The 26,313-nt window shown below is 72.4% G+C and carries 22 protein-coding genes and 1 tRNA gene; 4 read left to right on the top strand and 19 right to left on the bottom strand.

Annotated elements, in window-relative coordinates:
- Positions 1-126 precede the first annotated feature (126 nt).
- Together ACIPEQ_RS01715 and ACIPEQ_RS01710 are read left to right on the top strand one after the other, a co-directional pair.
- Positions 127-597 carry an NfeD family protein gene (locus ACIPEQ_RS01715; RefSeq protein ID WP_238638036.1) on the top strand — a complete coding sequence of 157 codons (471 nt, stop codon included), beginning with the start codon at positions 127-129 and terminating at the stop codon, positions 595-597.
- Positions 594-1,775: an SPFH domain-containing protein gene (locus ACIPEQ_RS01710; protein WP_402713667.1), complete on the top strand. Its 1,182-nt coding sequence runs from the start codon at positions 594-596 to the stop codon at positions 1,773-1,775. The genes ACIPEQ_RS01715 and ACIPEQ_RS01710 overlap by 4 nt, the downstream gene beginning before the upstream one ends.
- Positions 1,776-1,848: 73 nt before the next feature.
- On the opposite strand, the gene ACIPEQ_RS01705 is transcribed toward ACIPEQ_RS01710, so the two are convergent.
- The 9 genes from ACIPEQ_RS01705 to ACIPEQ_RS01665 all read right to left on the bottom strand — a co-directional run bounded on the left by ACIPEQ_RS01705 (position 1,849) and on the right by ACIPEQ_RS01665 (position 12,630).
- Entirely contained in the window at positions 1,849-2,199 is a 351-nt protein-coding gene (locus ACIPEQ_RS01705) for an RNA polymerase-binding protein RbpA (protein WP_126890067.1), read from the bottom strand.
- Between the two features lie 104 nt (positions 2,200-2,303).
- Positions 2,304-3,980 carry an apolipoprotein N-acyltransferase gene (gene lnt, locus ACIPEQ_RS01700; RefSeq protein WP_402713665.1) on the bottom strand — a complete coding sequence of 559 codons (1,677 nt, stop codon included), beginning with the start codon at positions 3,978-3,980 and terminating at the stop codon, positions 2,304-2,306.
- Positions 3,981-3,991: 11 nt separating this feature from the next.
- A complete protein-coding gene (locus tag ACIPEQ_RS01695; RefSeq protein WP_402713663.1) occupies positions 3,992-6,433 on the bottom strand; it encodes a DEAD/DEAH box helicase in 2,442 nt (813 codons plus the stop codon).
- On the bottom strand, positions 6,433-7,185 hold the full coding sequence (gene tatC, locus ACIPEQ_RS01690) for a twin-arginine translocase subunit TatC (protein ID WP_402714204.1): 753 nt from the start codon (positions 7,183-7,185) through the stop codon (positions 6,433-6,435). The genes ACIPEQ_RS01695 and tatC overlap by 1 nt, the downstream gene beginning before the upstream one ends.
- A 470-nt stretch (positions 7,186-7,655) precedes the next feature.
- Entirely contained in the window at positions 7,656-8,627 is a 972-nt protein-coding gene (locus tag ACIPEQ_RS01685) for a helix-turn-helix transcriptional regulator (protein WP_402713661.1), read from the bottom strand.
- Positions 8,620-9,750 carry a helix-turn-helix transcriptional regulator gene (locus tag ACIPEQ_RS01680; protein WP_402713660.1) on the bottom strand — a complete coding sequence of 377 codons (1,131 nt, stop codon included), beginning with the start codon at positions 9,748-9,750 and terminating at the stop codon, positions 8,620-8,622. The genes ACIPEQ_RS01685 and ACIPEQ_RS01680 overlap by 8 nt, the downstream gene beginning before the upstream one ends.
- Positions 9,751-9,822: 72 nt before the next feature.
- Entirely contained in the window at positions 9,823-10,749 is a 927-nt protein-coding gene (locus ACIPEQ_RS01675; RefSeq protein WP_402713659.1) for an FKBP-type peptidyl-prolyl cis-trans isomerase, read from the bottom strand.
- Between the two features lie 40 nt (positions 10,750-10,789).
- A complete protein-coding gene (locus tag ACIPEQ_RS01670) occupies positions 10,790-11,923 on the bottom strand; it encodes a tRNA (adenine-N1)-methyltransferase (protein ID WP_402713658.1) in 1,134 nt (377 codons plus the stop codon).
- Positions 11,920-12,630, bottom strand: a complete 711-nt coding sequence (locus ACIPEQ_RS01665; protein ID WP_402713656.1) for an HAD family hydrolase — start codon at positions 12,628-12,630, stop codon at positions 11,920-11,922. The genes ACIPEQ_RS01670 and ACIPEQ_RS01665 overlap by 4 nt, the downstream gene beginning before the upstream one ends.
- A 159-nt stretch (positions 12,631-12,789) precedes the next feature.
- Between ACIPEQ_RS01665 and ACIPEQ_RS01660 the strand changes: the two genes are divergently transcribed.
- A complete protein-coding gene (locus ACIPEQ_RS01660; protein WP_209677153.1) occupies positions 12,790-13,725 on the top strand; it encodes a PAC2 family protein in 936 nt (311 codons plus the stop codon).
- A 248-nt stretch (positions 13,726-13,973) separates the two neighbouring features.
- On the opposite strand, the gene mshC is transcribed toward ACIPEQ_RS01660, so the two are convergent.
- The 3 genes from mshC to ACIPEQ_RS01645 form a co-directional block, all read right to left on the bottom strand.
- Positions 13,974-15,218 (bottom strand): cysteine--1-D-myo-inosityl 2-amino-2-deoxy-alpha-D-glucopyranoside ligase, encoded by a 1,245-nt coding sequence (gene mshC / locus ACIPEQ_RS01655; protein WP_402713654.1) that lies wholly within the window; start codon positions 15,216-15,218, stop codon positions 13,974-13,976.
- Positions 15,215-16,045, bottom strand: a complete 831-nt coding sequence (locus ACIPEQ_RS01650; RefSeq protein WP_326496292.1) for an undecaprenyl-diphosphate phosphatase — start codon at positions 16,043-16,045, stop codon at positions 15,215-15,217. Before ACIPEQ_RS01650 ends, mshC begins: the two co-directional genes overlap by 4 nt.
- A gap of 61 nt (positions 16,046-16,106) precedes the next feature.
- On the bottom strand, positions 16,107-17,423 hold the full coding sequence (locus ACIPEQ_RS01645) for a M20/M25/M40 family metallo-hydrolase (RefSeq protein ID WP_402713652.1): 1,317 nt from the start codon (positions 17,421-17,423) through the stop codon (positions 16,107-16,109).
- A 188-nt stretch (positions 17,424-17,611) separates the two neighbouring features.
- Between ACIPEQ_RS01645 and ACIPEQ_RS01640 the strand changes: the two genes are divergently transcribed.
- A tRNA-Leu gene (locus ACIPEQ_RS01640) sits at positions 17,612-17,697 on the top strand.
- 175 nt (positions 17,698-17,872) lie between these two features.
- Here the strand turns inward: ACIPEQ_RS01640 and ACIPEQ_RS01635 are convergent.
- The 7 genes from ACIPEQ_RS01635 to dinB all read right to left on the bottom strand — a co-directional run bounded on the left by ACIPEQ_RS01635 (position 17,873) and on the right by dinB (position 26,274).
- Positions 17,873-18,454 (bottom strand): hypothetical protein, encoded by a 582-nt coding sequence (locus tag ACIPEQ_RS01635; RefSeq protein WP_402713651.1) that lies wholly within the window; start codon positions 18,452-18,454, stop codon positions 17,873-17,875.
- An 11-nt stretch (positions 18,455-18,465) separates the two neighbouring features.
- On the bottom strand, positions 18,466-19,605 hold the full coding sequence (locus tag ACIPEQ_RS01630) for a zinc-dependent alcohol dehydrogenase (protein WP_402713649.1): 1,140 nt from the start codon (positions 19,603-19,605) through the stop codon (positions 18,466-18,468).
- A gap of 163 nt (positions 19,606-19,768) precedes the next feature.
- On the bottom strand, positions 19,769-21,229 hold the full coding sequence (locus tag ACIPEQ_RS01625) for an HD domain-containing protein (RefSeq protein ID WP_402713647.1): 1,461 nt from the start codon (positions 21,227-21,229) through the stop codon (positions 19,769-19,771).
- Between the two features lie 183 nt (positions 21,230-21,412).
- Positions 21,413-22,741 carry an NAD(P)/FAD-dependent oxidoreductase gene (locus tag ACIPEQ_RS01620; RefSeq protein WP_402713645.1) on the bottom strand — a complete coding sequence of 443 codons (1,329 nt, stop codon included), beginning with the start codon at positions 22,739-22,741 and terminating at the stop codon, positions 21,413-21,415.
- Between the two features lie 112 nt (positions 22,742-22,853).
- Positions 22,854-23,063 carry a hypothetical protein gene (locus tag ACIPEQ_RS01615; protein WP_209677165.1) on the bottom strand — a complete coding sequence of 70 codons (210 nt, stop codon included), beginning with the start codon at positions 23,061-23,063 and terminating at the stop codon, positions 22,854-22,856.
- A complete protein-coding gene (locus ACIPEQ_RS01610) occupies positions 23,060-24,859 on the bottom strand; it encodes a DEAD/DEAH box helicase (RefSeq protein ID WP_402714203.1) in 1,800 nt (599 codons plus the stop codon). Before ACIPEQ_RS01610 ends, ACIPEQ_RS01615 begins: the two co-directional genes overlap by 4 nt.
- 164 nt (positions 24,860-25,023) lie before the next feature.
- Entirely contained in the window at positions 25,024-26,274 is a 1,251-nt protein-coding gene (gene dinB / locus ACIPEQ_RS01605; RefSeq protein WP_250366968.1) for a DNA polymerase IV, read from the bottom strand.
- Between the last annotated feature and the right edge of the window lie 39 nt (positions 26,275-26,313).

Genomic DNA, 26,313 nt, shown 5'->3' with positions numbered 1-26,313 from the left:
GTGTCGGCACCGTCGAGGACCCCCTCGGTCGCGCGGATCCGAGCGTTACCCGATATGTTGAACGGAGTTGGACCGGCCGTCGCGACGCTGCACGCCGGAGCGCGCGATGCGAGGGAGGGAGTTCGCGTGAACATCGACTGGATACAGACCGTCGTCTGGATCGGACTGACACTGCTGTTGGGTGTGGTCGAGATCTTCACCCTCGACTTCATCTTCCTGATGCTCGCCGCGGGTGCTGCCGGAGGGCTGATCGCCGCGTTGCTCGGCGCACCGTGGTGGCTCTCGGCGATCATCGCGGCCGTCGTGGCCCTCGTGCTGCTGTCGCTCGTCCGCCCGCGACTGCTCGTGGCGCTCGGCCGGAACGCCGACCCGCACCGCACCAACATCGAGGGGCTGATCGGCCTGCGCGGCACCGTCGCCGTGGCCTTCACGTCGTCGTCGCCCGGGCAGGTCCGTCTCGCGAACGGCGAGACCTGGAGCGCCCGGCTCGCCGCTGGCTCCCCCGACCGCACACCGCCGCTCGGCACCCCCGTGGTCGTCGAGTCGATCGAGGGGTCGACCGCGGTCGTCCGCCTCGGAGAAAGGGCCACCTCGTGACCATCTCAGCCGGGACGATCGCCCTGATCGTCCTCGTCCTCGTCGTCGTGATCTTCGTGATCGTCGTCCTGTCCCGTGCGATCCGCATCGTGCCGCAGGCGACGGCCGGGATCGTCGAACGCCTCGGCAAGTACCACAAGACCCTCAGCCCGGGGCTCAACCTCCTGGTGCCGTTCATCGACCGACTCCGCCCGCTCATCGACATGCGCGAGCAGGTCGTGTCCTTCCCGCCGCAGCCGGTGATCACCGAGGACAACCTGGTGGTGTCGATCGACACCGTCGTCTACTTCCAGGTGACCGACGCCCGCGCCGCGACCTACGAGATCGCGAACTACCTGGGCGCGGTCGAGCAGCTCACCACGACCACGCTCCGCAACGTCGTCGGTGGCCTGAACCTCGAAGAGGCGCTGACGAGCCGCGACAACATCAACGGCCAGCTGCGCGTCGTCCTCGACGAGGCAACCGGCAAGTGGGGCATCCGGGTCGGTCGTGTCGAGCTCAAGGCGATCGAGCCGCCCGTGTCGATCCAGGACGCCATGGAGCAGCAGCTCCGTGCCGAGCGGAGCCGTCGTGCCGCGATCCTGCAGGCAGAGGGCACGAAGCAGTCGCAGATCCTCGAGGCCGAGGGTCAGCGGCAGGCCGCGATCCTCGCCGCCGAAGGTGACGCGAAGGCCCAGGTGCTCCGCGCCGAGGGTGAGGCGCAGGCCATCGCGACCGTGTTCGAGGCGATCCACACGGGTGACCCGGACGACAAGCTGCTGTCGTACCAGTACCTGCAGACCCTGCCGAAGATCGCCGAGGGCACTGCGAACAAGCTGTGGATGATCCCGAGTGAGTTCACCGACGCGCTGTCCGGCATCGCCAAGGGCTTCACGGCCGGTCGCACCGGCAGCGGTCCCGTCACCGGTGCCGGCGGGGGCACGGACTTCCTGTCCCGCATCTCGAAGCTCGCCAACGAGAGCCTGGCGAACACCGCGACGGCGGACGGCGCCGCAGCGGCGAACCCGCGGCCGAACGCCACGGCGGCGGACATCGTGCCGGACGCGGCGCTCGACGAGCGACTCGCCGAGTCCGACCGCAGCGTCGACGCGCACCTCGCTGCTGCGGACGACGCGTCACAGGCGGACCTCGACGGCGGCCAGCAGCAGGCGGGCGACGACCAGCAGCGCGCGCAGTAGCCGGAGCCCGGCGACACGACGACGCCCGCCCCGGGATCCCGGGGCGGGCGTCGTCGTGTCCGGGAGCTGCGGTTCAGGCGCCGCGTCGTGCCCGCAGGAACGCGAGGCGCTCCTCGAGCAGTTCCTCGAGCTCTTCGCGCGAGCGTCGCTCGAGCAGCATGTCCCAGTGGGTCCTCGGCGCCTTGACGTCCTCAGCAGCGACCTCGACGGGGATCCCGTCGTCGCCGAGCAGTCGTCCTTCGCGCCCGGTCCGGGGTTCCGACCACGTCTGTGGTACGTCGGCCTCGGCGGAGAAGACGACGTCGAACGTCTCCCCCGACGGGGTCTGGTACACCGCGCGCTTCCGGTCGGAGAGCTCGACGCCCTCTTCGCTCTGGAGACTCTGGCTCCCGAGCCGCATCCCGCGGAGACTCCGATCAGCCATGTGTGTGCTCCTCTCGCTCGTCTGCCGTCCTCAACACTGTCCCACGCGGGTTGCATCCCGATGGGGCGCATTCACAGAGCGTTCCCAGTGGGAGGTCGCGGTGTTCAGGAAGCGAGGCGCCGGCGACGAGCGGATCGGCGGCCCCGGGGCGCGCAGGCGAGCAGTGCGAGGAGGCTCCCGAGCGACACGAGGAGGGTCACGGAGCCGGAGACGACCGTCGCGGGCGTCGTACCGGTCCCGAGCGGCACGTCGGTGATCATCGAGGTCGCGGTGTACTCCGGGACCCGGTCGATGGTCCGTCCCGACGGGTCGATGACCTGCGAGGCACCGACCGTGGAGATGTTGACGAGCGACCGGCCGGTCTCGACCGCACGGAGCCGGGCGATCTCGAGCTGCTGCAGGTTCTCGTCGGTGCCGGAGAAGTCGGCGTTGTTCGTCTGCGCGAGGATGACCTGCGCTCCCCCGCGCGCCATGTCCGACGTGAGGCCGTCGTCGACGATGTCGAAGCAGACCGCGATCCCGGCCTTGATGCCCGCGACATCGAGCACGTTCGGCTTCGTGCCCGGCGTGTAGTCGCGCTGCAGGAGCCCGATGAGCGACGGCGCGAGCTTCGAGAAGAACCAGCGGTCGGGCACGTACTCGCCGAAGGGGACGGGACGCTTCTTGTCGTAGGACGACTGCCAGCCGTCGGCGGTCCAGACGAACGAGGTGTTGTGCAGCACCCCGCTCGGCGTCTGCGTGATCGCCCCGGCGACGAGGGGCGCCCCGACGGTGTCCACCACGGCGTCGAGCGCGTCCGCGACGGTCGGGAACTGCCGCGGATCGGCCTCGGCGGCGGCCTCGGGCCAGACGACCAGGTCGACGCCGCGCACCTCGACGTCGGTCGCGGCGACCTGCGCGGCGAGGACCTCGCCCGGCTGTGCCCGGTCGAAGTACCCGGCCGGACCGTTCCCCTGCACGGACTCGACGCGGATGCTCCCGTCTACGCGGGTCGGCCAGGCGGGCACGGCCAGGACCACGGCGACCAGGAGCCCTGCGGCCGCGATGCGGACGGGTGCACCGAGGACGGCGCCGGGTGCCCGCGGCACGACGAGCGCGAGCGAGAGCACGACGGCGACGCAGTAGACGACGACGAAGGTCACCCCGAGCACACCCACGTACGCGGCGAGGTGCGTGAACGGACCCTGCGACTGGGACAGTCCGACACGGCCCCACGCGAAGCCCTCGTACGGCCAGCTCCCGGAGAACCACTCGCGTCCGGTCCACAGGCCGGCGACGACGGCCGGGAGGCCCCACACCCGCCAGGCGGTCGAGGGCAGGACGCGCGCGACCCACCGGTACGCGAGGGCGATCGCCACGCTGCCGAGCGCGAAGTACGCGGCTTCGAACAGCGCGAGCGCCAGCCACGGGACCGGCCCGAGGTACCGTCCGGCCCACGAGATCGCGGGCAGCCAGAACGCGGCACCGGCCACGTACCCGAGCCAGGCTGCGCGACGGGCGCGCTGCCCCATGGCGGCGAGCAGCATGCAGGCCATCGCCGGGTAGGCGAGGAACCACCACCCCGGCGACGGGAACGACAGGGCGAAGAGCAGGCCGCCGACGACGGCGAGCGGGAGCGCGAGCCGCAGCGGCAGCGCGGCGAACTCGTCGCGTCGGCCGTCCGGCAGGACGCCGTGCCCGGAACCGGATCGCGTCGTCGCCAGCGAGGTGCGGCGGGTGACGCGACGGCGCGGGGTGGGGCCGCCGGCCTGCGGACGCGTGGCAGCGTCGGGGACGTGCACCGGGCCTCCCGTCAGACCGTCGCGTAGGCGACGATGCCGCGGCGGACCGCGTCGGTCGCGCGCCGCGCGGTCTGGGCGAGCTCGTCGTCACCGGCGTTCCGGACCTGGTCGAGCAGGTCGATCACCTGCTTCGACCAGCGCACGAAGTCACCGGCGGGCATGTCGAGGGTCCGGAGCACGTCGTCGAGCGCGGAGCCGGACGCCCACCGGAACGTGCCGACGGACATGGCCGGGGTCGGCGGCTGGGAGCCGGCGAGCCGGGCGTCCCGCTCGATGTCGTCGAGGCGGGCCCAGATGGTCAGGGTCTCGTCGAGCGCCGGCCGGAACGCGCCGCGGGGCAGGGCGTGCTCGGTGCCGGGGGCGTCCTCGCGGCGGGGCTGGTAGACGATCGTCGCGGCCATCGCGGCGAGCTGTGCCGGGGTCAGTTCCTTCCAGACGCCGGCCTCGAGGCACTCGGCGACGAGCAGGTCACGCTCGCCGTAGATCCGCTGCAGGCGGCGCCCGCCGGCGGCGACGGTGGCTTCGTCGTCCCCGGTCGCGACCAGGTAGCCGAGCTGCAGGAGCACGTCCGTGACGCGGTCGAACGTCGTCGCGACGGCACCGGTGCGGGAACGGATCTGCTGCACGAGCTTGTCGTTGGCGCGCTTGAGCTTGTACCAGCGCTCGGCCCAGCGGGCGTGCGCCTCGCGGTCCGGGCAGGCGTGGCAGGGGTGCCGCTGCATCTGCCGACGGACCTCGGTGATCGCCGCCTGGCGCTCCTGACGGGCGCCGTGCGAGGCCTCGCGGCCGCCGGGGACGTTCGTGCGCTCGAGGTCGGACAGGCGACGACGCAGCGCGGCGTACTCGGTGAAGTCGCCGAGGTGGCACTCCATCGCCCGCTGGTACCCGTCGAGGGACTCCTGCTGCGACCGCACCTTGCGCGCGAGGTCGACGACGGAACGGTCCGCCTGGAACTGCGCGAACGAGGTCTCGAGGACCTCGCGGGTGCGCTGCCGCCCGAACTGCTCGATGAGGTTCACGGCCATGTTGTACGTCGGCTTGAAGGACGAGTTGAGCGGGTACGTCCGACGGCTCGCCAGCGACGCGACGGCCTGCGGGTCGAGGCCGTCCGACCACTGGATGACCGAGTGCCCCTCGACGTCGATGCCACGGCGTCCGGCACGACCGGTGAGCTGCGTGTACTCCCCCGGCGTGATCGGCACCCGGGCCTCGCCGTTGAACTTCTCGAGCTTCTCGAGCACCACCGTGCGCGCCGGCATGTTCACGCCGAGTGCCAGGGTCTCCGTCGCGAACACGACCTTGAGGAGCTTGCGCTGGAAGAGGTCCTCGACGACCTCCTTGAAGGCGGGCAGGAGCCCCGCGTGGTGCGCGGCGACCCCCCGCTCGAGCCCCTCGAGCCACTCCCAGTAGCCGAGCACGGCGAGGTCCTCGTCGAGCAGGGTCCGGCAGTGGTACTCGGCCGTCTCGCGGATCTCGTTGCGCTCGTCGGCGGTCGTCAGCGAGATGCCGGACCGCAGGACCTGACGGACCCCCTGGTCGCAGCCGTTGCGGCTGAAGACGAAGAAGATCGCGGGCAGGAGCATCCGCTCGTCGAGCACCTTCGCGATCTGTTCGCGGTACATCTTCTCGGTGCGCGGACCCCGGCGCTCGGGGTAGCCGCCGCGGCCGCGACGACCGCGGTGACCGCCGCCGTGCCGCTCGCTGCGCGAGGCACCGCCGACCAGCCGGAGCAGCTCCGGGTTCACGCGGTTCGTCGCGGCGGCACCGCTCGAGTCGAACAGGTCGACCATCTTCGAGCCGACGAGCACGTGCTGCTCGAGCGGGACGGGCCGGTCCTCGGACACGATGACGTCGGTGTCGCCGCGGACGGTCTGCAACCAGTCGCCGAACTCCTCGGCGTTCGACACCGTCGCGCTGAGCGACACGAGCCGGACCTCGGTCGGCAGGTGCAGGATCACTTCTTCCCACACCGCGCCGCGGAACCGGTCGGCCAGGTAGTGGACCTCGTCGAGGACGACCCACGCCAGGTCGTCGAGCAGGTCGGAGTCCGCGTAGATCATGTTCCGGAGCACCTCGGTCGTCATCACGACGACACGCGCCCGCGGGTTGACGTTCGTGTCACCGGTGAGGAGCCCGACCTCGGACTCGCCGTAGTCGGCCACGAGCTCGTTGTACTTCTGGTTGCTCAGCGCCTTCATCGGCGTCGTGTAGAACACCTTCGCCGTCGGCTGCCGCATCGCGAGCCAGATCGCGAACTCGGCCACGATCGTCTTGCCGGCACCGGTCGGTGCGGCGACCAGGACGCTCCGGCCCTGGTCGAGGGCGTCGCAGCCGGCGACCTGGAACGGGTCGAGGTCGAAGCGCAGGTCGGAACGGAACAGCTCGAGGTTGCGCGAGCGGTTCCGGACCTTCGCCGCCTGGTAGCGCTCGGCAGCAGTGGGTCCGGGTGTCATCAGCGTGCGTACTCCTCGTCGAGCTTCGCCTGCTGCTTCGCCAGCCGGCGGTCGTGGAGCCAGGTCACGAGACACGCTGCTGCGTAGAGCACCGTCATCGGGATCGCCAGCAGGAACATCGAGATGACGTCGGCCGACGGGGTGACGATCGCGCAGAACACCAGGATGCAGACGATCGCGACGCGCCACGACTTGATGATCGAGCTCGCCGACAGCACCCCGACGAAGTTCAGCAGGACGAGGAACACCGGCAGCACGAACGCGATGCCGACGGCCACGATGAGCTTGATGACGAAGTCGTAGTACGCCTTCGCGTCGACGATCGACGTGTCCTGCGACGACACGAAGCTGCCCAGGATCCCCACGATGTGCGGCAGGACGTACCAGCCGAACCAGCACCCGGCGAAGAACAGCGGGATCGCGGTGCCCAGGAACCCGAACACGTACTGCTTCTCGCGCCGGACCAGCGCCGGGACGATGAACGCCCACACCTGGTACAGCCACACGGGGCTCGAGATGACGACGCCGATCGTGATCGCGATCTGCAGCCGCAGGTCGAACGCCCCGGTGATCTGGGGGAAGTTCAGCTCGGAGGTGTGGCCGCCGACCTCGGCCAGCTGGGTGACCGGCTGCCGCAGGGCGTCGAGGACGAACGGGGTGAGGAACCACCCGCCGATCGCGCACACCGCGACCGCGAGGACGGCCTTGAAGAGACGGTTCCGCAGCTCGATCAGGTGCTGCCCGAGCGACATGCGACCCTCGGTGTCCTTCTTCGGACGGCCTGGTCGCCCCGCTCGCCCGCTCGCGGTCGTCGAAGCCATGGCCCGATCCTACGGGACCGGGACCGACAGTCGGGCCGTCGGCGGCGGACCCACAGGAGGACCGCCGGACGGGAGGCGCGGCTCGGGCCCGCCCCGCGCCTCCCGTCCGGCGGCGGTCGCGGAGGCAGCGGTGGGCGCCCCCGGTCGACGCGGTCGCGGTCGGCGCGGGCGCGGTGGGCGCGTCCCCGGTCGACGCGGTCGCTGTCGGCGCGGGCGCGGTGGGCGCGTCCCCGGTCGACGCGGTCGCTGTCGCGCCCCGCGGTCGACGCGGTCGCGCCCCCGTGCGGACGGTGCGCCCCGGTGCTGCGGGGTGCGAAGTCGGTGCGGGGGCGCGACGGCTGTCGGTCGCGAGGCGTCCGCGCCAGCGAGCCGGGGCCGGGGCCGCTGCCGCGGCACGGGCGCTACTCGGCGGCCAGTGCCGCCACGGCGAACGCGCGCACGGCGGCGCGCACCGCCGGCGGGTCGAGCACGACCGCGCGGCCCGGCAGACCGGCCACCAGTCGGACGACGCCGTCGAAGCCGTTGGACGCCGCGAGCCGGATGCGCACGCGGCCGTCGGCGTCCTCGGCGTCGGCGGTGTCCGCCAGGTAGTCCGCGACGAGGGGCAGCGCCGAGCAGTCGAGCTCCACCGTGACGATGACGTCGCCCCCGGACTGCTGGAAGAGCGTGTCCGGGATCACGACGTCGCCGATGGTCTTCTCGGCCGGCCGGTCGTCGACCCGGACGTTCGTCATCCGGTCGAGGCGGAACGTCCGCAGTGCCTGCCGGTCGAGGTCCCAGGCCCGCAGGTACCAGTCGGTGTCGATCGACTCGACGCGGAGCGGGTCCACGCGGCGGGTACCGCCGCGGGTGCGGGGACCGGCGTACTCGAAGGCGAGCCCGCGCCCGTCGGCGACGGCGCGCCGGATGGTGGTCAGCGCGGCGTCGTGCAGGTCCTGACCGACCGCCACGTTCGACGCCGCTCCCCCGGCACCGCGGGACAGCTTCGCCATGAGCGCCCGGATGGCGTCGCGGTCCGCGGCCTCGGGCAGCGCCGACAGGTACTGCAGGCCGGCGATCAGGGCCGAGGCCTCGCGCGCCGAGAGCCGGGGCGAGTCGTCGATCGCCACGAGGTTCGTCAGCACGATCATGTCGTTCTGCTCGAAGTCGTCCCAGGCGATGTCGAACAGGTCGCCGTGCTGGTACTGCATCGTCTCGCCGGGCACACCGGACACCGCGATGAGCTCGACGGCACGGCGGATGCGCTGCTCGGGGACGCCGAAGTGCCGCGCGGCCTCGGCCACGGAGACGCGCTCGTGGTCGATGAGGTAGGGCACGAGGACGAGCAGGAACGCAAGCTTGTCCTGGGCCTGGAGTGGTTGCTGGTCAGCCACGGGCACCCCCGGCGTCGGCGGTCTGGTCGGCGTCTGCCGTCTGGTCGGCGTCTGCCGTCCGGTCGGCTCCGTCGGTGTCGGCGCCCGCACCGGTCCGGTCGGCTGCGTCCGTGTGGTCGGCGACGAGGGCGCGCAGACGGGACACCACCTGCTCCCGCAGCGCGGCGGGTTCGAGCACCCGCACCTCGGGGCCGAAGGCCGCGAGTTCCCCGGCGAGGATCTGCGGGTCGACGTGGTGCACCACGAGCACGCCGTCGGCGGTGACCTCCGTACCACGGCGACGTCGGAGCCGGCGCTCGGCGTCGGACCCCGGCACGACCGCGATGCGGGCGGTGCGCTCGGCCCACACCCGGTCGAGCTCGGCGAGTGCCCGTTCGGCGGCACCGGCGGGGGCAGGGTGCTGCCCGACCTCGTGCACGCCGACCGGGCCGACGATCCGGGACAGCAGGTAGTTCTTCGTGCCGCCGGTGGAGAACTCGTGCGCCGCCAGCATCCAGCGTCCGCCGTGCTGCACGAGCGCGAGGGGCGCGAGGTCACGGCGACGCGGCGCGTGCTCACCCGGCGTGATGTAGTCGAACCGGACGGCGGCGCCGCGGTCGAGGGCGGAGCGCAGCGGCTCGAACGCGGCGTCACGGGCGCGGAGCCGCGGCGCGTACGCAGCCATGCCGGCGACGCCCCGCGCCGCGCTCGACCCGTCGTCGTCGGCGCCGGCGGACCGGACCTTGAGCAGCGCCCGGCGGGAGTCCGTGGACAGTGCGCCCTCGCGCCACGCCATCGCGGCGAGCGACAGCAGGGCGGACTCGTCCGGGGTGAACCGGACGTCGAGCGGCAGGTCGTACTCGCCCTTCGGGATCCGGTAGCGCAGCGTCTGGTTGTTGCCGGCGGCGCCCGGGGTCTCGATGGTCTCGAGCGGGATGCCGAGGTCGCGGACGTCGTCCTTGTCGCGCTCGAACTGGCGCTCGAGCGAGGCGTTGTCCCCACCGGGCGAGAACCGCTGCCGGTAGCCCTGCACGTTCGCCAGGATCTCCGCCTTCGTCAGCCCGGCCTCGGTCGAGAGCAGTGCGAGCACGAGGCTGAAGAGCCGCTCCTCGGCGGGGACGCGGGGGGCTCGGGTGGCTGGCACGAGCCCGATCCTACGGCAGCGCGGGTGCACCGGAGTGCACCCGCGCAGGGTCGGTGGAGGGACGGCCGCGGCTCAGGCGGGCATCTTCCCGAGCACGTCGATGACGTACGCCGTGGTGCCGTCCTGCTGGTGCACGATCGCCAGGACCTGGTCGCCGACGCGATGGCCGAGGACCGCGTTCCGCACGCCGTCGATGAGCTGGCCCTTCGCCAGCGGGATCGCCTGGGCACCGGAGCCGTCGGTCCAGTTCGACGCGACGACCGAGGAGTCGCCGTTGCTGCCGGCCCACGAGACGGCCGTGTACTTGATGACCGCGGTGTCCTTCGCGGTGAGCTCCGTCCCGGAGCCCTTGCGGAGCAGGTGCAGGGCGTCGTCCTTCGGCGCGCTCCACGACGGGATCGTGATCCCGGGTGCACCCGACGGCGCCAGGACGACGGCGGGCATGCCGTCACCGGCGAGCTGCGGCGTACCGGTCGCCCGTGCGTCGAAGGCCTGCTTGACGTCCATGACCGCCACGACGGCGTCCTCGGTCTTCTCCGAGGTGCCGGACGTGCTGGTGGCGCTCCCGCTCAGTCCGCTCTTCGGCAGGGCCACGGCGAGCCGGTCGCCGACGTGGGCGCACTCGAGCGCGGTACCCAGCGGTCCGAAGTTCGCGGCGCCGACGGTGATCGGGGCGGTCTGGCCGGAGTACCCGCTGGTCTGCGCGACCTGTCCGGTGGCGCCGTCGACCAGCGTGTACTCGACGAGGACCGGCGTGCCCTCCTCGACCTGTCGGCCGTCGCCGGAGCGCAGGACGGAGACCTGCGTGCCCTTCGTGGTCAGCCCGGCGGGCACCGACACCCTCGGCTCCTCGCCGAACGCACCGGTCGCCGTCACCGCTGCCGAGGCGGCACCGGGAGCGGGGCACGCGGACGGCGCCGAACCGGCCCCGCTGGCGGCGCACCCCGTCAGGGACGCGGCGAGGCCGATGGTGACCAGGAGTGCGGGGATGGTGCGCACGGACCCTCTTTCCGTTCGGTGCTGGACGGGCATGCGTAGCCTAGCGGTCGCCGTCGGCGGCATCGTGCGAGGTGTGCGGGGCGACCTCGTCCGCGCCCGTCCCGGCCTCGGCGGCGGCGACCTTCCGTGCCTGTGCCGCGGCCTGGCGCGCCACCTTGCGCAGCTTCTTGTCGCTGGCGGACCGCTCGCCGACGGCGCCGGGGGTCCAGGCCTCGACGTCCTCGTCCGAGAACTCGGCCTTGCCTGCGCGACGCTTCAGGTTCGGCAGGACGACACCGTCGGCCAGACGACGCGCGGTCACGAGGAAGCCGGTGTGGCCGACCATCCGGTGGTCCGGTCGGACGGCGAGGCCCTCCACGTGCCAGGTGCGCACGAGGGTCTCGCTCGACTGCGGGTCCGTGAAGCGCCCGGTGTCGCGCAGCGCCTCTGCGGTGCGGGACAGCTGCGTGACCGTCGCCACGTAGCAGACGATGAGTCCGCCGGGGACGAGGGCGTCCGCCGCGGCGTCCACGCACTCCCACGGCGCGAGCATGTCGAGGACCACGCGGTCGATGCTCTGCGGCTCGGTGGCGCCGGGGAGCTCCTCGACGAGGTCACCGACGGTCACCGACCAGTTGTCCGGGACGGCGCCGAGGAACGTGCCGACGTTGCCACGCGCGATGGCGGCGAACTCCTCGCGGCGCTCGAACGACTGCAGCTGCCCGGTCGGCCCGATCGCCCGGAGCAGGAAGAGCGAGAGCGCTCCCGAGCCGACGCCGGCCTCGACGACACGGGCGCCGGGGAAGACGTCCGCGAAGGCGACGATCTGGGCGGCGTCCTTCGGGTAGACGATCGCCGCACCGCGGGGCATCGACATGACGTAGTCGTTGAGCAGCGGGCGGAGCGCCAGGTACTCGTCGCCGGTGCTCGCCCGGATGACCGATCCGTCGGGCTGCCCGATCACGTCGTCGTGCCGGAGCACGCCGCGGTGGGTGTGGTACTCGCCGGAGGTCTCGAGCGAGAGCGTCGTGAGCTTGCCCTTCGGACCGGTGAGCTGCACCCGGTCACCGGCGCGGAACGGGCCGCGCGGCGGGGTGTGCGGGGCGTCGCCCGCGGTGTGCGGCAGCGCCACCTCGTCGGGCTGCTGCGCGCCCTCGGCCTGCTGGGTCTGCTCGGGCTGGGTCTGCTCGGTCATCGGTTCGCCGTCTCGGTACGGGCCGCGAGGGCCGGGCTGGTCAGTTCGACGAGGCGGTCGACGTCCACGTCCGCCAGCGTCGTCAGGTGCACGTCGCCGCCGGCGATCTCGGACAGCGGCACGATGTGCTCGACCGCGACGGTCACGGCGCCCGACGCCACCGCCGAGGCGACGCCGGTGGCGGAGTCCTCGATCGCGACGCACGCGGTGGGGTCGACCCCGAGCTGCGCCGCGGCGGCGAGGTACGCGTCCGGGTACGGCTTCGGGCGCTCGACGTCGTCACCGGCGACGACCACGCGGAACCCGCGGGCCCCGAGGGCGTCGGCCGTGACGAGCGCCATCGTGCGGCGGGACATCGTCACGAGTGCGGTCGGGATGCCGCGGTCGTGCAGCTCCTCGACGAGTTCACGGGCGCCCGGACGCCAGGGCAGTTCCCCGCCCTGCAGGCGCTCCGTCACGTAGTCGGTCATCCACAGGACGATCTCCTCGACCTCCATGTCGACGCCCCGGTCGCGGAGGATCTCGCCCGACCGCTCGAGGCCGCTGCCGACCAGCGACAGGCCGTCCTCGTGCGTCCACTCGGCGCCGTACCGGTCGGTCAGCTCGACCTGGGACTGCTGCCAGATCGGCTCGGTGTCGATGATCGTGCCGTCCATGTCCCACAGCACGGCTGCGGGGAGGACGCGTTCGGGGTGCTGGGCGGTCACGGGCGACGAGTCTACCGGGGCGCCGACCGGCCCCGCGGTTCCGCTCCGGGCGGACGGAGGGGTGCCCGCGGTCGGCTCCGGCCTATCCTGGGTGATCGACCGTGTCCGGCCGCGCGCGAGCACCGCGTGCGCCCCGCTCCACCACCAGGAGGCCCCTCCGTGCCACAGCACTCCCCCTTCAGCGACGGACGCCTGCTCGTCGTCGCGTTCGAGGGCTGGAACGACGCCGGCGAGGCGGCGAGCGGCCTCGCACGCCGCATCGTCGACGCGCTGGAGCTCGACGAGCTGCGCGAGATCGACGGCGAGCGGTACGTCGACTACCAGTTCAACCGACCAGAGGTCGGCACCGCCGAGGACGGCTCGCGCGGCATCCGCTGGCCCCGCATCGTGCTGCACGGCCCCGGCGCCGAGGGTCGCCCGGTGCTCGGTGCCGCCGGCTCCGAGACCGAGCGCGACGTCTTCGTCCTGGTCGGTCCGGAACCCTCGCGGACGTGGCGCGGCTTCTGCGCCGAGATCATCGACCTGGCCGACGTGTACTCGATCGACGCGGTCGTGTTCGTCGGGGCGATGCTCGCCGACGTCCCGCACACGCGTCCGATCTCCGTGTTCGTGTCGAGCGAGAACGCCGGTGTCCGCGCCGCGTTCGACGTCGACCGGTCGTCGTACGAGGGCCCGACCGGCATCCTCGGCGTACTCTCCGACGCGATGGACACCGCCGGGCTCACGACGCTCTCCCTCTGGGCCTCGGTCCCGCACTACGTGCACAACTCGCCGTCGCCGAAGGCCACCCTGTCCCTGCTCGACAAGATCGAGGAGCTCGCGGACGTCACGGTCCCGCGCGGCAGCCTGCTCGACGAGGCCACCGAGTGGGAGGAGGGCATCGACGCCCTCGCCGCCGACGACGAGGACATGGCCAGCTACATCGGCCAGCTCGAGCAGGCCCGCGACACGGTCGACTCCCCCGAGGCGTCGGGCGACGCGATCGCGCAGGAGTTCGAGCAGTACCTCCGTCGCCGTGAGCGCAAGGACGGCAAGGACGGCGGCACCGCCGGCGGCGAGGGCCCGTGGCGGCCCCCGCAGCCACCGCAGCAGTAGTCGCGACCACGGACGGACGGGCGCGCCCCGCTCAGCAGCGACGCGGAGCGTTGCGCGGGGCGCGCCGACCGAGCCTGCGAGGGAGGGGTGCCAGCTGGCACCGCGCCTCCCGTCCGTCTGGTCTTCGGCAGTCGCCCGACCGACCGATCCCGTTCCGTCACGCTCGACAGACCACGTCGACGGGTAGCACCCGCTCGGCGGTACACCCGCGGCGTGTCGTGCCCACTCGGTGGGCGGGCGGCCTCGACTCAGGCCAGGCGGATGCCGAGCAGGGCGTCGACGAGGTCGACGAGCTCCGGCGTGGCGCGGGTGCCCGCAGCGATCGCGGTGTCCACCGCGGCGACCGCACCCGGGGTGTCGAGGTCGTCGGCGACCCGTGCACGGATGCGCGCGATCGCCTCGGCGGCGTCGTCCTCGTGGCCCGGAGCGTCGCCGGACGCCCAGGCGTCCCACGTCGCGAGCCGGGTGGTCGCGCTCGTCAGCTCGCCGTCGAACCACTCCCAGTCGTCCGAGTACCTGTGCGACAGCAGCGCGAGCCGGATCGCCCGCGGGTCGGCGCCGTCGTCGAGCAGGCCGCGCACGGTGACGAGGTTGCCGAGCGACTTGGAGATCTTCGACCCCTGGTACGCGATCATGCCGGTGTGGACGAAGGCGTTCGCGAGCGGCTGGTGCGCGAGGGCCGCGGCGTGCCCGGCGCTCATCTCGTGGTGCGGGAAGACGAGGTCGCTCCCACCGCCCTGGACGCTGATCGGCAGGCCGAGGCGGTCGCCCGCGATGACGCTGCACTCGATGTGCCAGCCCGGACGCCCGGGTCCGACGGCCGTGTCCCAGCTCGGCTCGCCCTGGCGCGCGGCGCGCCACAGCAGCGGGTCGAGCGGATCGCGCTTGCCGGGGCGGTTCGGGTCGCCGCCGCGCTCCGCCGACAGGGCGGTCATCGTCTCGCGGTCGAGCCGGCTCTCGTCGCCGAGCGCCCACGCCTCGGTGGGGCGGTTCACGTCGAAGTAGACGTCGTCGCCCTCGGAGTCGTCGGTCGGCACGTCGTAGGCGTACCCGGTCTCCTGCAGGTACGCGACGGCCTCGGCGATGCGTTCGACCTCGTTTGTCACGGCCACGAAGTCGTCCGGCGGCAGGACGCGGAGGGCCTCCATGTCGCGCCGGAACAGGTCGATCTGGGAAGCGGCGAGCTCTCGCCAGTCCACGCCGTCGCGCGCCGCCCGCTCGAGCAGCGGGTCGTCGACGTCGGTGGTGTTCTGCGCGTACTCGACCTCGAGCCCCGCGTCACGCCAGGCACGGCCGAGCGTGTCGAACGCCAGGTAGGTCGCCGCGTGGCCGAGGTGCGTGGCGTCGTACGGGGTGATGCCGCAGACGTAGAGGGTGGCGCCCTCGGCGCCGTGCGTCGGGTCGACGGGCTTCCCGGCGGCAGTGTCGTGCACCACGGGTCGGGGCGCGTCCCCGGGCACGGACGGGACGGACGGGACCTGCCAGGCCCTCACGGCTGGATCACTCCGAGCGACAGCAACACGATGAGCACGATACCGAGTGCGATCCGGTAGACCACGAAGGGCATGAAGCTGCGCTTCGAGATGTAGTTCATGAACGCGGCGATGACCACGAACCCGACGACGAACGCGACCACGGTCGCGACCAGCGTGTCGACCAGGCCGAAGGGGGCGCCGTGGTCGCCGAGGCTCGTCGCGGCCTCGTAGAAGCCGGACAGGAACACCGCTGGCACGGCGAGCAGGAACGCGAAGCGCGCCGCCGCCGGTCGGGTGTACCCGAGGGCGAGTCCCATCGACACGGTCGCACCGGACCGCGAGACGCCGGGCACGAGCGCCAGCATCTGCGCGACGCCGATGAGCAGGCCGTTCCGGAACGTCATCTGCTCGATCGGCCGGACCTTGCGGCCGACCACATCGAGCACGCCGAGGACGACGCCGAAGACGATGAGCACGATCGCGACGATCCACAGCGACCGGAAGGTGGTCTCGATCGAGTCCTTCAGCAGGAGTCCCGCGACCCCGATCGGGATCGTGCCGAGGATCACCAGCCACCCGAGTCGCACGTCCGGGTCGCCCTTCGGCACGTCCCGTCGGAACACCGAGCGGAACCACCGCCCGACGATCCGGGTGATGTCCTTCCAGAAGTAGATCAGCACGGCCGTCTCGGTCCCGAGCTGCGTCACCGCCGTGAACGCGGCACCCGGGTCCTTCGCGTCGGGCAGGAAGAGTCCGACGATGCGCAGGTGCGCGCTGGAGGACACCGGCAGGAACTCGGTGAGTCCCTGCACGAAGCCGAGGAAGATCGCCTCGAGGATGTGCATCGAACGGGGCCTTTCGTGCCGGTCGTCGCGGGTCGCCGCCGAGGGGCGACCCGGCAATGTATCAGTACGTGGCGAGCAGGTCGCCGAGGACGCGCCGCCCGAAGGCGAGGGCGTCGAGGGGCACGCGCTCGTCGACCCCGTGGAACATCGCCGGGAAGTCGACGTCCTCGGGCAGGCGGAGCGGGACGAACCCGTAGCCGGCGATGCCGAGCCGGGACATCGCCTTGTTGTCCGTACCGCCCGAGAGCAGGTACGGCAGCACGGGTGCGCCCGGGTCGTGGCGCTCGAGCGTCTCCCGGACGGCGTCGACCAGCGGTCCGCCGAAGTCCTGCTCGAGGCCGACGTCGCGGTGCGTCATCACGACCTCGACGTCCTCGCCCGCGAGCTCGCGGACCCGCTCGAGCACGGCCTCCTCGTCGCCCGGCAAGCACCGGAGGTCGACGAGGGCCTCGGCGGTGTCCGGGATCACGTTGTGCTTGTACCCGGCGCGGAGGACCGTCGGGTTCGTCGTCGTGTGGAGCGCCGCGTGGATGAAGCGCGAGGCGGACCCCGTCGCGAGGGCGACCTCGTCCGGGCCGGACGCGATCGGGTCCACGCCGAGCAGCCGTGCGATCTCGCGGACCATCGCCTCGGTCGTACCGGAGAGGCGGACCGGCCACTCCTCGGCGCCGATGCGCGCGACCGCAGCGGCGACCTTCGTCACCGCGTTGTCGCGCATCACGTGCGACCCGTGCGCCGCCGTGCCACGGGCGACGAGCTTGATCCACATCAGGGCCTTCTCGCCCGTCTGGAGCAGGTACGCGCGCTGCCCGCCGAGGGTCACCGAGTAGCCGCCGACCTCGCTGATCGCCTCGGTCGCGCCGGCGAAGACCTCCGGGTGGGTGTCGACGACGTGGTGTGCGCCGAGCACCCCACCGGCCTCCTCGTCCGCGAAGAACGCGATCACGAGGTCACGCTCCGGTGCGCCCTGCCGCTCGACCACGTCGCCCAACGCGGTGAGCATCATCGCGTCCATGTCCTTCATGTCAACCGCACCGCGGCCCCAGAGCATGCCGTCGCGGACCTCGCCACCGAACGGGTCCACCGTCCAGTTCGCCGGATCGGCGGGCACCACGTCGAGGTGCCCGTGCACGACCAGCGCCGGCTTGTCGGGGTTCCGTCCCGCAACCCGTGCGACCACGCTGACCCGGTCCGGCTCCGACTCGAAGAGCTGCGGCTCGAGACCCAGGTCGCGGAGCCTCGCCTCGACGTAGTGCGCGGCCTCGGTCTCGCCGGCCGACTTCCCCTCGCCCCAGTTCGTCGTGTCGATGCGGATGAGGTCCCGCGCGATGGTGGCGGTGGCCTCGAGGTCCGGCTCGGTCGGCAGGGCGTCGCTCATGCCGCCAACGCTACCGGCAGCGGGATCGCCGGCCCGTCCGGAGGCGCTGCTCCCCCGCCGTTCCGGGGGACTCGCCCGGGATGCGCAGCCGTGTTCATCGTGCGTTCAGAGCCGTGCTAGTGTCTTCTCTCGGCAGGAACGCCGGGAAAACAACCCGGAGCGACGGCCGAACAAGTGAAGAACACCCTGTCCGGGTGGCGGAATTGGTAGACGCGCTAGCTTGAGGTGCTAGTGCCCGTATTAGGGCGTGGGGGTTCAAGTCCCCCCTCGGACACAAGAAGCGAAGAGCCCCCTGGCCTGTCGGCCAGGGGGCTCTTCTCGTCCGTGCTCGCCCGGCGAGCATTGCGGGCTGACGACCTGATGCATGCGCATCGTGCGACATCACCGCTGTCGAACGACGAGCGCGGTGTCGCAGGAGACGCGCGGCGCGAGGCCCTCCGTCCCGCGCCTCAGTGACGCCGCAGGCGACGCACGACCAGCACCAGGCCGCCGAGGGCGGCGAGCCAGCCCCAGTTCGCCACGACCGGGTCGAGCAGCTGGTGGCGCCGGTCCCGTCGCGAGGAGCCCAGACGCGTCGAGACGGGCCGATTGCCGAGCTCGGCGCGCCACCCGGTCTCGTGCACGACCCGGTCCGGACGGCCTCGGAGCGCGTCCGTCACCCGGTGCGTCGCGACGTCGATCCGGTCGCCCAGCACGAGGAGCATCCAGTGCGCCAGACGGCCCTCGCTGAACCGTCGGTAGGCGTACCGCTTCACGACCCCGGCGAGCCCGGACAACGGCTGCGCGGTCCCGAACACGGGCGTGACGTGGGCGTGCTCGATCGACCGCTCGCGGCCTTCCGCACCGGTCTGCTGCTCGGGGACGTCCCAGTGCGCACCCGAGGCGAGCCCGACCTCGCGAGAGAGCTTCGGCACCGACGGACGGTCTGCGAGGTCGAGGTCGCTCCCCCACCCGGGGATGCGCTCACGGAGCTCCGCCGACGAGGGCACACGTCGGGGCGGGTCGGCGATGTAGGGCGTGTGGTCGGTCACGGGTGTCTCCTTCACGGCACGACCACCGTCTTGATGCAGTCGTCGAGCTTCGACGAGAACAGGTGGTAGGCCTCGTCGATGTGCTCGAGCGGGACCCGGTGCGTGATGATGTCGCTCGGACGGAAGTGTCCGGCCTGGATGTGCTCGAGCAGCCGGGGCCACTGGCGCTTCACCGGCGCCTGGTTCGTGTGGATCGTCAGGCCCTTGTTCATGGCGTCGCCGAACTTCACCGCGCTCGGGATCGGTCCGTACGCGCCGACGGCGGAGATCGTCCCGCCCTTGCGCACACCGTCGATCGCCCAGTTGAGCGCCGTCGGTGACCCGCCCTGCAGCTTGAGCTTCGACGCCGTGACCTGCTGCGTCAAGTTGCCGTCCGCCTCGGCACCGACGGCGTCGATCACGCTGTCCGCTCCGAGGAAGTCGGTCTGCTGCTTCATCTCGAGCACGACGTCGTCGACCTCGGCGAAGTTGATGGTCTCGGCGTGGGCGAAGGTGCGCGCCTTCTCGAGCCGGTACTCCAGCTGGTCGATGACGATCACGCGGCCGGCACCCATGAACCACGCCGACCGGGCAGCGAACAGCCCGACCGGGCCGGCGCCCAGCACCACCACGGTGTCGCCCTCGCGGATCGACGCGAGCTGCGCGCCGAAGTAGCCCGTGCTCAGGGCATCGGTCATCAGGAGGGCGTCCTCGGCGTCCAGCCACTCCGGGATCACGGACGGGCCGACGTCGGCGAACGGCACGCGGACGCGCTCCGCCTGCCCGCCGTCGTAGCCGCCCGTGGTGTGCGAGTACCCGTAGATGCCGCCGACGGCCGTCGCGTTCGGGTTCACGTTGTGGCAGTTCGAGAACAGCCCCCTCGCGCAGAACCAGCAGGAGCCGCAGTAGACGTTGAAGGGCACCATCACGCGGTCGCCGACGGCGAGTGACGCCACCGACGAGCCGACCTCCTCGACCACGCCGATGAACTCGTGGCCGAAGGTGTGCCCGACGCGGGTGTCGGGCATCATGCCGTGGTACAGGTGCAGGTCCGAACCGCAGATCGCAGCCCGTTCGACCCGGACGACGGCGTCGTTCGGGTGCTCGATCCGGGGGTCCGGCTTCTCCTCGACGCGGACCCGGTACGGTCCGCGGTAGGTCATGGCGCGCATGGGCGCTCCTCTCGCTCGTGGCACCCACGGTCACCGCGGTGCCGTGCGTGCCGACCCAGGACCGCGTGATCTGTGCAGAACGCCCGCGGTCGTCGAGACCGGGCAGACGGACGACCGGGAGGCACGGCTCGGGTCCGTCGTGCTGCCCGCGCCGGCCGTCGCGTCAGTCGGGGTCCGCGGCCCGCTCCGCCAGGCGGGCCGCCAGCCAGTGCCGCGCCGCGGAAACGTCGTCGAACACGCCGTCGTCCTGCGCGTCGGCGGCCTCGGCCAGGAGCGCACGGAAGCTCGGGCCGGGCTCGAGTCCCGCGTCCAGGAGGTCCCGGCCGGTGACGAGTCGCTCGCGGCGCCCCGCGACCTGGTCACCCGCGATCACCTCCAGCCACGCCCACGCCGGACTGCGGCTCGCGGCCGGTCCGCGGCCCTGCGAGTCGGCCTCGCAGACGAGCGCCCACGCCTCCGCGGTGTCGAGTGATCCCCCGAGTCGTCGCAGGAGTCGCCGGGCAGCCGGCACCGACGGCGGTGCACCCGTCGTCGAGTGCGCCACCATGTGCTCGCGGACCAGCACGGCCACCTCCTGCACGACGGCCCGCGGGGCGCCCAGCCGTCGGAGCAGCGCCGTCGCCGCGAGCGCGCCGGAGACCTCGTGCCCGAGGCTCCGGATGCGGACCGAGCCGTCCTCGCCCACGACCCGCTGCGTCCCGTCCCCGGCCTTGCCGACGTCGTGCAGCAGCGCCGCGAGCACGACGACCACACGCCGCGCCGGGGTCACACCGGCCGCACGGCAGGCACGCGCCGCGGCGTCGGCAGCGAGCCCCGCGTGGACGTGCACGGGCCCTTCGGGGTGCCACACCGGGTCCTGCGGGACGTCGCGGACCGCGGCGAGCTCCGGCAGGTGCCGTTCCCAGTCGGTGGCGTGCAGGACGGCGAGGGCGGCGGACTGCTCGTCTCCCTCGGTGAGCCGGCGCAGCTCGGGCCAGAGGCGCTCGTGCGCGACGGAGTCCCACCGGTCGCTGAGGGTGCGGGCCAGCGCGATCGTGTCCGGGTGCACCGTGCAGCCGTACCGGGCGACGAACCGGACCAGGCGGAGGACCCGGAGCGGGTCGTCGCCGAACCGCACCGACGCGTGCCGGAGCACCCCGGCGCGGGCGTCGTCGATGCCACCGACGGCGTCGAGCAGCTCGTTCCGGACGGCGTCCCACGCGACGGCGTTCAGGGTCACGTCTCGCTGTCGTGCCGACGAGGCGACGGCGGCGTGGAGTGCGTCGTCGTCCGGGACCGGGCCGGGCACCACCGCGACGTCGAGGTGCGTGCCGTCCAGCACGACCTTGCACACCGGGAAGGTCGCACCCGCGAGGACCACGACGGCACCGGTCGCGCGCAGGACTGTGGCGACCGCCTCGGGACCTCCGGCGCCGTGCAGTTCGACGTCGACGTCCGGCGGTCCGACGTCGGGGACGGACCGACCGACCTCGCGCAGGAGCGCGTCACGCACGGTGCCGCCGACGACGAGCGGTCGCCCGACCTCGGACAGCGCCGCGAGCAACGTCTGCGCGGCCTGCGGCAGACGGAGCCAGCCCACCGGATCGGCCGGGCCGGGGCACCGGTGCAGGGCTGAGCCGCGCACCGTGGCGCATCGTGGGCAAGGGGTGTGGGGCACGAACCGGACCGTCCTCGGGACCTCCGTGCGGCGGCACCGAGGGAGTCAGTCTGCCGCACCGCGGCCCCGGACACGACCCCGGACGGACGGGAGGCGCGGTGCCGACCGGCACCGCGCCTCCCGTCCGTCACGTCGTGACGTCGACCTGTGTCAGCTCTTCGAGGCCTCGACGAAGTTGCGTCGCGGGTCGGTCTCCTTGATGAGGCTGGTCGCGTCGCGACCGGACACCGCGCCGGTGATCCAACCGATGACGATGCGGACCTTCCGGTTCAGCGTCGGCATCGCGTACACGTGGTACGAGCGGTGCGCGAGCCAGGCGAGCAGGTTCGTCATCTTGACGCCCTTGATGTTGCCCGCGCCCTTGCCGACGCCGTACGAGGCGACGGTGCCGATCGACGGGTGGCGGTACTCCTCGAGCGGCTTGCCCGTGATGGTGGCGACCACGTTGTCCGCGGCGACGACGGCCTGACGGACGGCGTTCTGCGCGTTCGGCGGGTAGTAGGCCGGCTGCTTCTCGGCCGTCAGGTCGGGGACCTGCGCGACGTCGCCGAGGCCCCAGACGCCCGGGACGACCTCGTGGGTGTCCTCGGACTCGACCTGGAGCTTCGCGTTCGCCGCGAGGTGGCCCTTCGGCCCACGCGGCAGGTCCGTGGCGTCGAGGAGCGGGTTGGGTTTGACGCCGGCCGTCCAGACGAGCAGCCCGGTGGCGAACTCGTCGCCGTCGGAGAGCTTGATGATCCCGCCCTCGGCGCTCGGCATGGTCGTCTTCAGACGGACGTCGATGCCGCGGGCACGCAGCGACTCGAGGGTCCACTTCGACAGCTCCGGGCCCACCTCGGGCGCGACGCGGTCGAGTGCGTCGATGAGCACCCAGCGCGGCTGCTCGCCGGCGAGCGACGGGTAGGTCTTGATGGCGGCCTGCGAGACGTCGAAGAGCTCGCCGATCGCCTCGACACCGGTGTAGCCACCGCCGACGAAGATGCTCGTCAGCAGACGGCGACGCTCGTCCTCGTCGCGGGTGGCAGCGGCCTTCGCGATGTTGTCGAGGAGCTTCGCGCGGACGTAGGCGGCCTCTTCCACGGTCTTGAAGCCGACGCCGTACTCCTCGAGCCCGGGGGTCGGGAAGGTGCGGGTCACGGAGCCGAGCGCGACGACGAGCTGGTCGTAGCCGAGCGTGCGGTCGTCACCGCCGGCCGTGGCGATCGACACCGACTTGTCCTTCGACGAGATGCCGGTGACCTTGCCCTGGATGACGCGGGTCTTCTTCAGCGCGCGACGGAGCTCGAAGGTCACGTCCTTCGGGGCGATGTGCCCGCCCGCGACCTCCGGCAGGAACGGCAGGTACGTGTAGTACGTGTTCTGGTCCACCAGCGTGATCCGCATCGGCACGGTCGCGGCGTGCTTCTGGAGCTGCTTGACCGTGGTGTAGCCGGCGGAGCCGCCGCCGAGGACGAGGATGTGAGGGATGGAGTCTGCCATGCACCCGGTCTACCGGAAGAACCCCTGGGACGTCACCAAGCCGCGCCGCCCGGTCCGCGCACCGCAGCCGGATCGGGCGCTCGGTCCGTCACGCGGTGCGTCTCGCGATCGGTCACCGTCCGCGCGGGCGGTCCTGCAGGCGCCACCAGGCGGTCTCGGCCAGCTCGGGCCCCGTGTACACGCCGTGCTGGGTGCGCCGGGACTCGGTCAGCGAGAACCGACGCAGGCGGTACCCGCCGCCGAAGCGGTCGATGATCGCCTCGGGCGAGGAGTCCGGTGTGCGCTTCACGAGCCACGTGCGGTCGTCGACGGGCTCGATCACCGTCGGTTGCCGATGCGGGAGCGCAGGACGTCGATGCGCTTCTGGATCTGCTCGATGCTCGCCTGCGCCACGGCCGGTCCGCCGCTGATCCGCCGGAGCTCGGCGTGGATGGCGCCGTGCGGTTCGTTCGCGTGCCGGGACCAGATCGACACGAGCCGTGCGAGCTCGGTCCGCTGCTCCTTGATGGTCTGGTACATCGGACGCGCTTCGTCCGGCTTCGGCTTCGGCATGCCGTCCTTCGCGGCGCGGCCCTTCGACCGCTTCGCCTGCGATGCCTGGCGGGCCCGCAGCAGGTCGCGCACCTGGTCGGGCTCGAGGAGTCCGGGGATGCCGATGAAGTCGAGTTCCTCGAGGGAGCCGACCTCGCCCCCGGTGCCGAACTCGCCGCCGTCGTAGAGCACCCGGTCGAACGACGCCTGCGAGTCGAGGGCCTCGAACGGCTGCACCTCGAGCAGGCTCTCGGACGCCCGGTCCTCCTTGTTGGCCTCGGCGACCATGGCGTCCTCGGGGTTGTACATCCCGTCGTCGCTGTCCTTCGGCCGGTCGAGGGCGTGGTCCCGCTCGAGCTCGAGCGACGCCGCCAGCGCCATCAGCCCGGGCACGCTCGGCAGGAACACGCTCGCGGTCTCCCCACGGCGACGGGCCCGGACGAAGCGCCCGATCACCTGGGCGAAGAACAGCGGAGTGCTCGCGCTCGTGGCGTACACGCCGACGCACAGCCGGGGCACGTCGACGCCCTCGGACACCATGCGGACGGCCACCATCCACCGCGAGGTGTCCTCGGCGTAGGCCTGGATCCGGCTCGAGGCAGCGGCCTCGTCGGAGAGCACCACGGTCGGTCGCTCGCCGGTGATCTGCTGCAGGATCCGGGCGTACGCACGCGCGGTCGTGGTGTCGGTCGCGATCACCAGGCCGCCCGCGTCCGGCACGCCCCGACGGACCTCGGTCAGTCGCTTGTCGGCGGCCGAGAGCACGGCCGGCATCCACTCGCCCTCCGGCGAGAGCGCGGTCCGCCAGGCCTGGGCCGTGATGTCCTTCGTCACCTGTTCGCCGAGGGACGCCGACATCTCGTCGCCCATGCGCGTCTTCCAGCGCATCTGCCCGGCGTAGGCCATGAAGAGCACCGGTCGGACGACGCCGTCCTTGAGGGCACGGCCGTAGCCGTAGTTGTAGTCGGAGATGGAGGTCCGGATGCCCTGCTCGTCGGGGGCGTACTGCACGAACGGGATCGGCGCGGTGTCCGACCGGAACGGCGTGCCGGAGAGGGAGAGTCGACGGGTCGCCTTCGTGAAGGCCTCGCGGATGCCGTCGCCCCAGGTCAGGGCGTCGCCGCCGTGGTGGACCTCGTCGAGGATCACGAGCGTGCGACCGCCCTCGGTGATCCGCTGGTGGACCTCCGGGTTCATGCCGACCTGCGCGTAGGTGATCGCCACGCCCTGGTAGTGCCGGCCGAACATGCCGTCGCCGTTCTTGAACATCGGGTCGATGCGGATGCCGACGCGGTCGGCGGAGTCCGCCCACTGCCGCTTGAGGTGTTCGGTCGGCGCCACGACGACGATGCGGTCCACTGTGCCACGGGCGAGGAGCTCCGTGGCGAGGCGGAGCGCGAACGTGGTCTTGCCGGCGCCGGGGGTCGCCGCGGCGAGGAAGTCGCGCGGCTCGGTCTCGAAGTACTTCGTGAGTGCCTCGACCTGCCAGGCACGGAGCTTCGATGCGGTCCCCCACGCCGCCCGCTCCGGGAACGCCGGGGACAGGTGCTCGGCGGCCGCGTTGCCGGCGTTCTCCGCCTGGACCACGGCCTCGTCGTGGGGTCGGGCAGCCGTCGGCGCGGCCGGTTCCCCACCGGCCGCGGACTGCTCCCGCGTCGCCCGGTCGACGCCGTCCGGGGTGTCGCCCCACAGCGTCGCGGGCTGCTGCTGGTCGTCGTACTCCGCTGCGCTCACTTCACGCGATCCTACCGTCAGGCCGGGTCCTGCCGGGCGTGCGGCGGACGCTGCTCGGGCGTGCCGCGCACGAGCGAGGCGGGTCGGAGCACGCCGGCACCGAAGCGTGCAGCGACCGCGTCGACGGTGGTCTCGGTCTCCCGCCACGGCGCGTCGTCGTCCCAGAGGGCGTTGCTCGCCGCGGCCGGCACGAGGTTCTCGCCACGGACGCCGATCAGCCGGATCCGGTTGCCCGGGCGGTGCAGGACGTCGTAGAGCTCGACCGCCTCGTGGTGCAGCCGCTTGGCGACGTCGGTCGGTTCGGCGAGCGTGCGGGAGCGGGTCAGCGTGCTGAAGTCGGTGTAGCGGACCTTGAGCGCCACGGTCCGCGCCTGCACGTCGGCCCGGCGCAGGCGGACGGCCACCTTGTCGGCGAGGCGGAGGAGCTCGCGGGCGACGTCGTCGCGCTCGGTCAGGTCGCGGCCGAAGGTGACCTCGTGCCCGATCGACTTCTCGCTCACGCCGGTGTCGACCACGCGGGGGTCGCGACCCCAGGACAGGTCGTGCAGGCGCTGTCCGCCGGCGGGTCCGAGCGCGGCGACGAGCGACGACAACGGCGTGTGGGCGAGGTCCCCCACGGTGCGGATGCCGCGGCGCTCGAGCTTCTCCTGCGTGGTGCCGCCGACGCCCCAGAGCGCCGAGACCGGCTGGGGGTGCAGGAAGGCCACGGTGTGCTCGGCCGGCACCACGAGCAGGCCGTCGGGCTTCGAGCGGCTCGACGCCAGCTTGGCGACGAACTTCGTCGAGGCCGCGCCGACGGAGCAGTGCAGCCCGGTCTCCGCGAGGACCGCGGCGCGGATGGCGGTGCCGATCTGCCACGGGGTGCCGTACAGACGGAGGGCCCCGGCGACGTCGAGGAACGCCTCGTCGATGCCGAGCTTCTCGACCTTCGGGGTGAACTGCCCGAAGACGCGCATCACCGCCGCCGACTTCGCCGCGTACTTCTCGAAGTGCGGTTCGACGATGACCGCGTTCGGGCAGCGCCGTCTCGCCACGGCCATCGGCATCGCGGAGTTCACGCCGTAGCGACGGGCTTCGTACGTGGCGGCGGTGACGACGGAGCGGTCCGAGTCGTGTCCGACGATGACGGGGAGCCCGCGCAGGTCGGGGCGGTCGAGCAGCTCGACGGAGGCGAAGAAGGCGTCCATGTCGACGTGCAGGACCGTCGCGGTCACGTCGTCGACCGGGTGGTCGGAGACGAGCCGGTTGCGTCCGTCCTGCTTGCTCACCCGGCGATGATGCCACGCGCCACCGACAGCCGGCGCGGC

Origin of the sequence: Curtobacterium sp. NPDC087080, assembly GCF_044745105.1 — a bacterium.
Classification (GTDB): Bacteria; Actinomycetota; Actinomycetes; order Actinomycetales; family Microbacteriaceae; genus Curtobacterium.
This window is presented reverse-complemented; position numbering and strand designations above follow the sequence as displayed.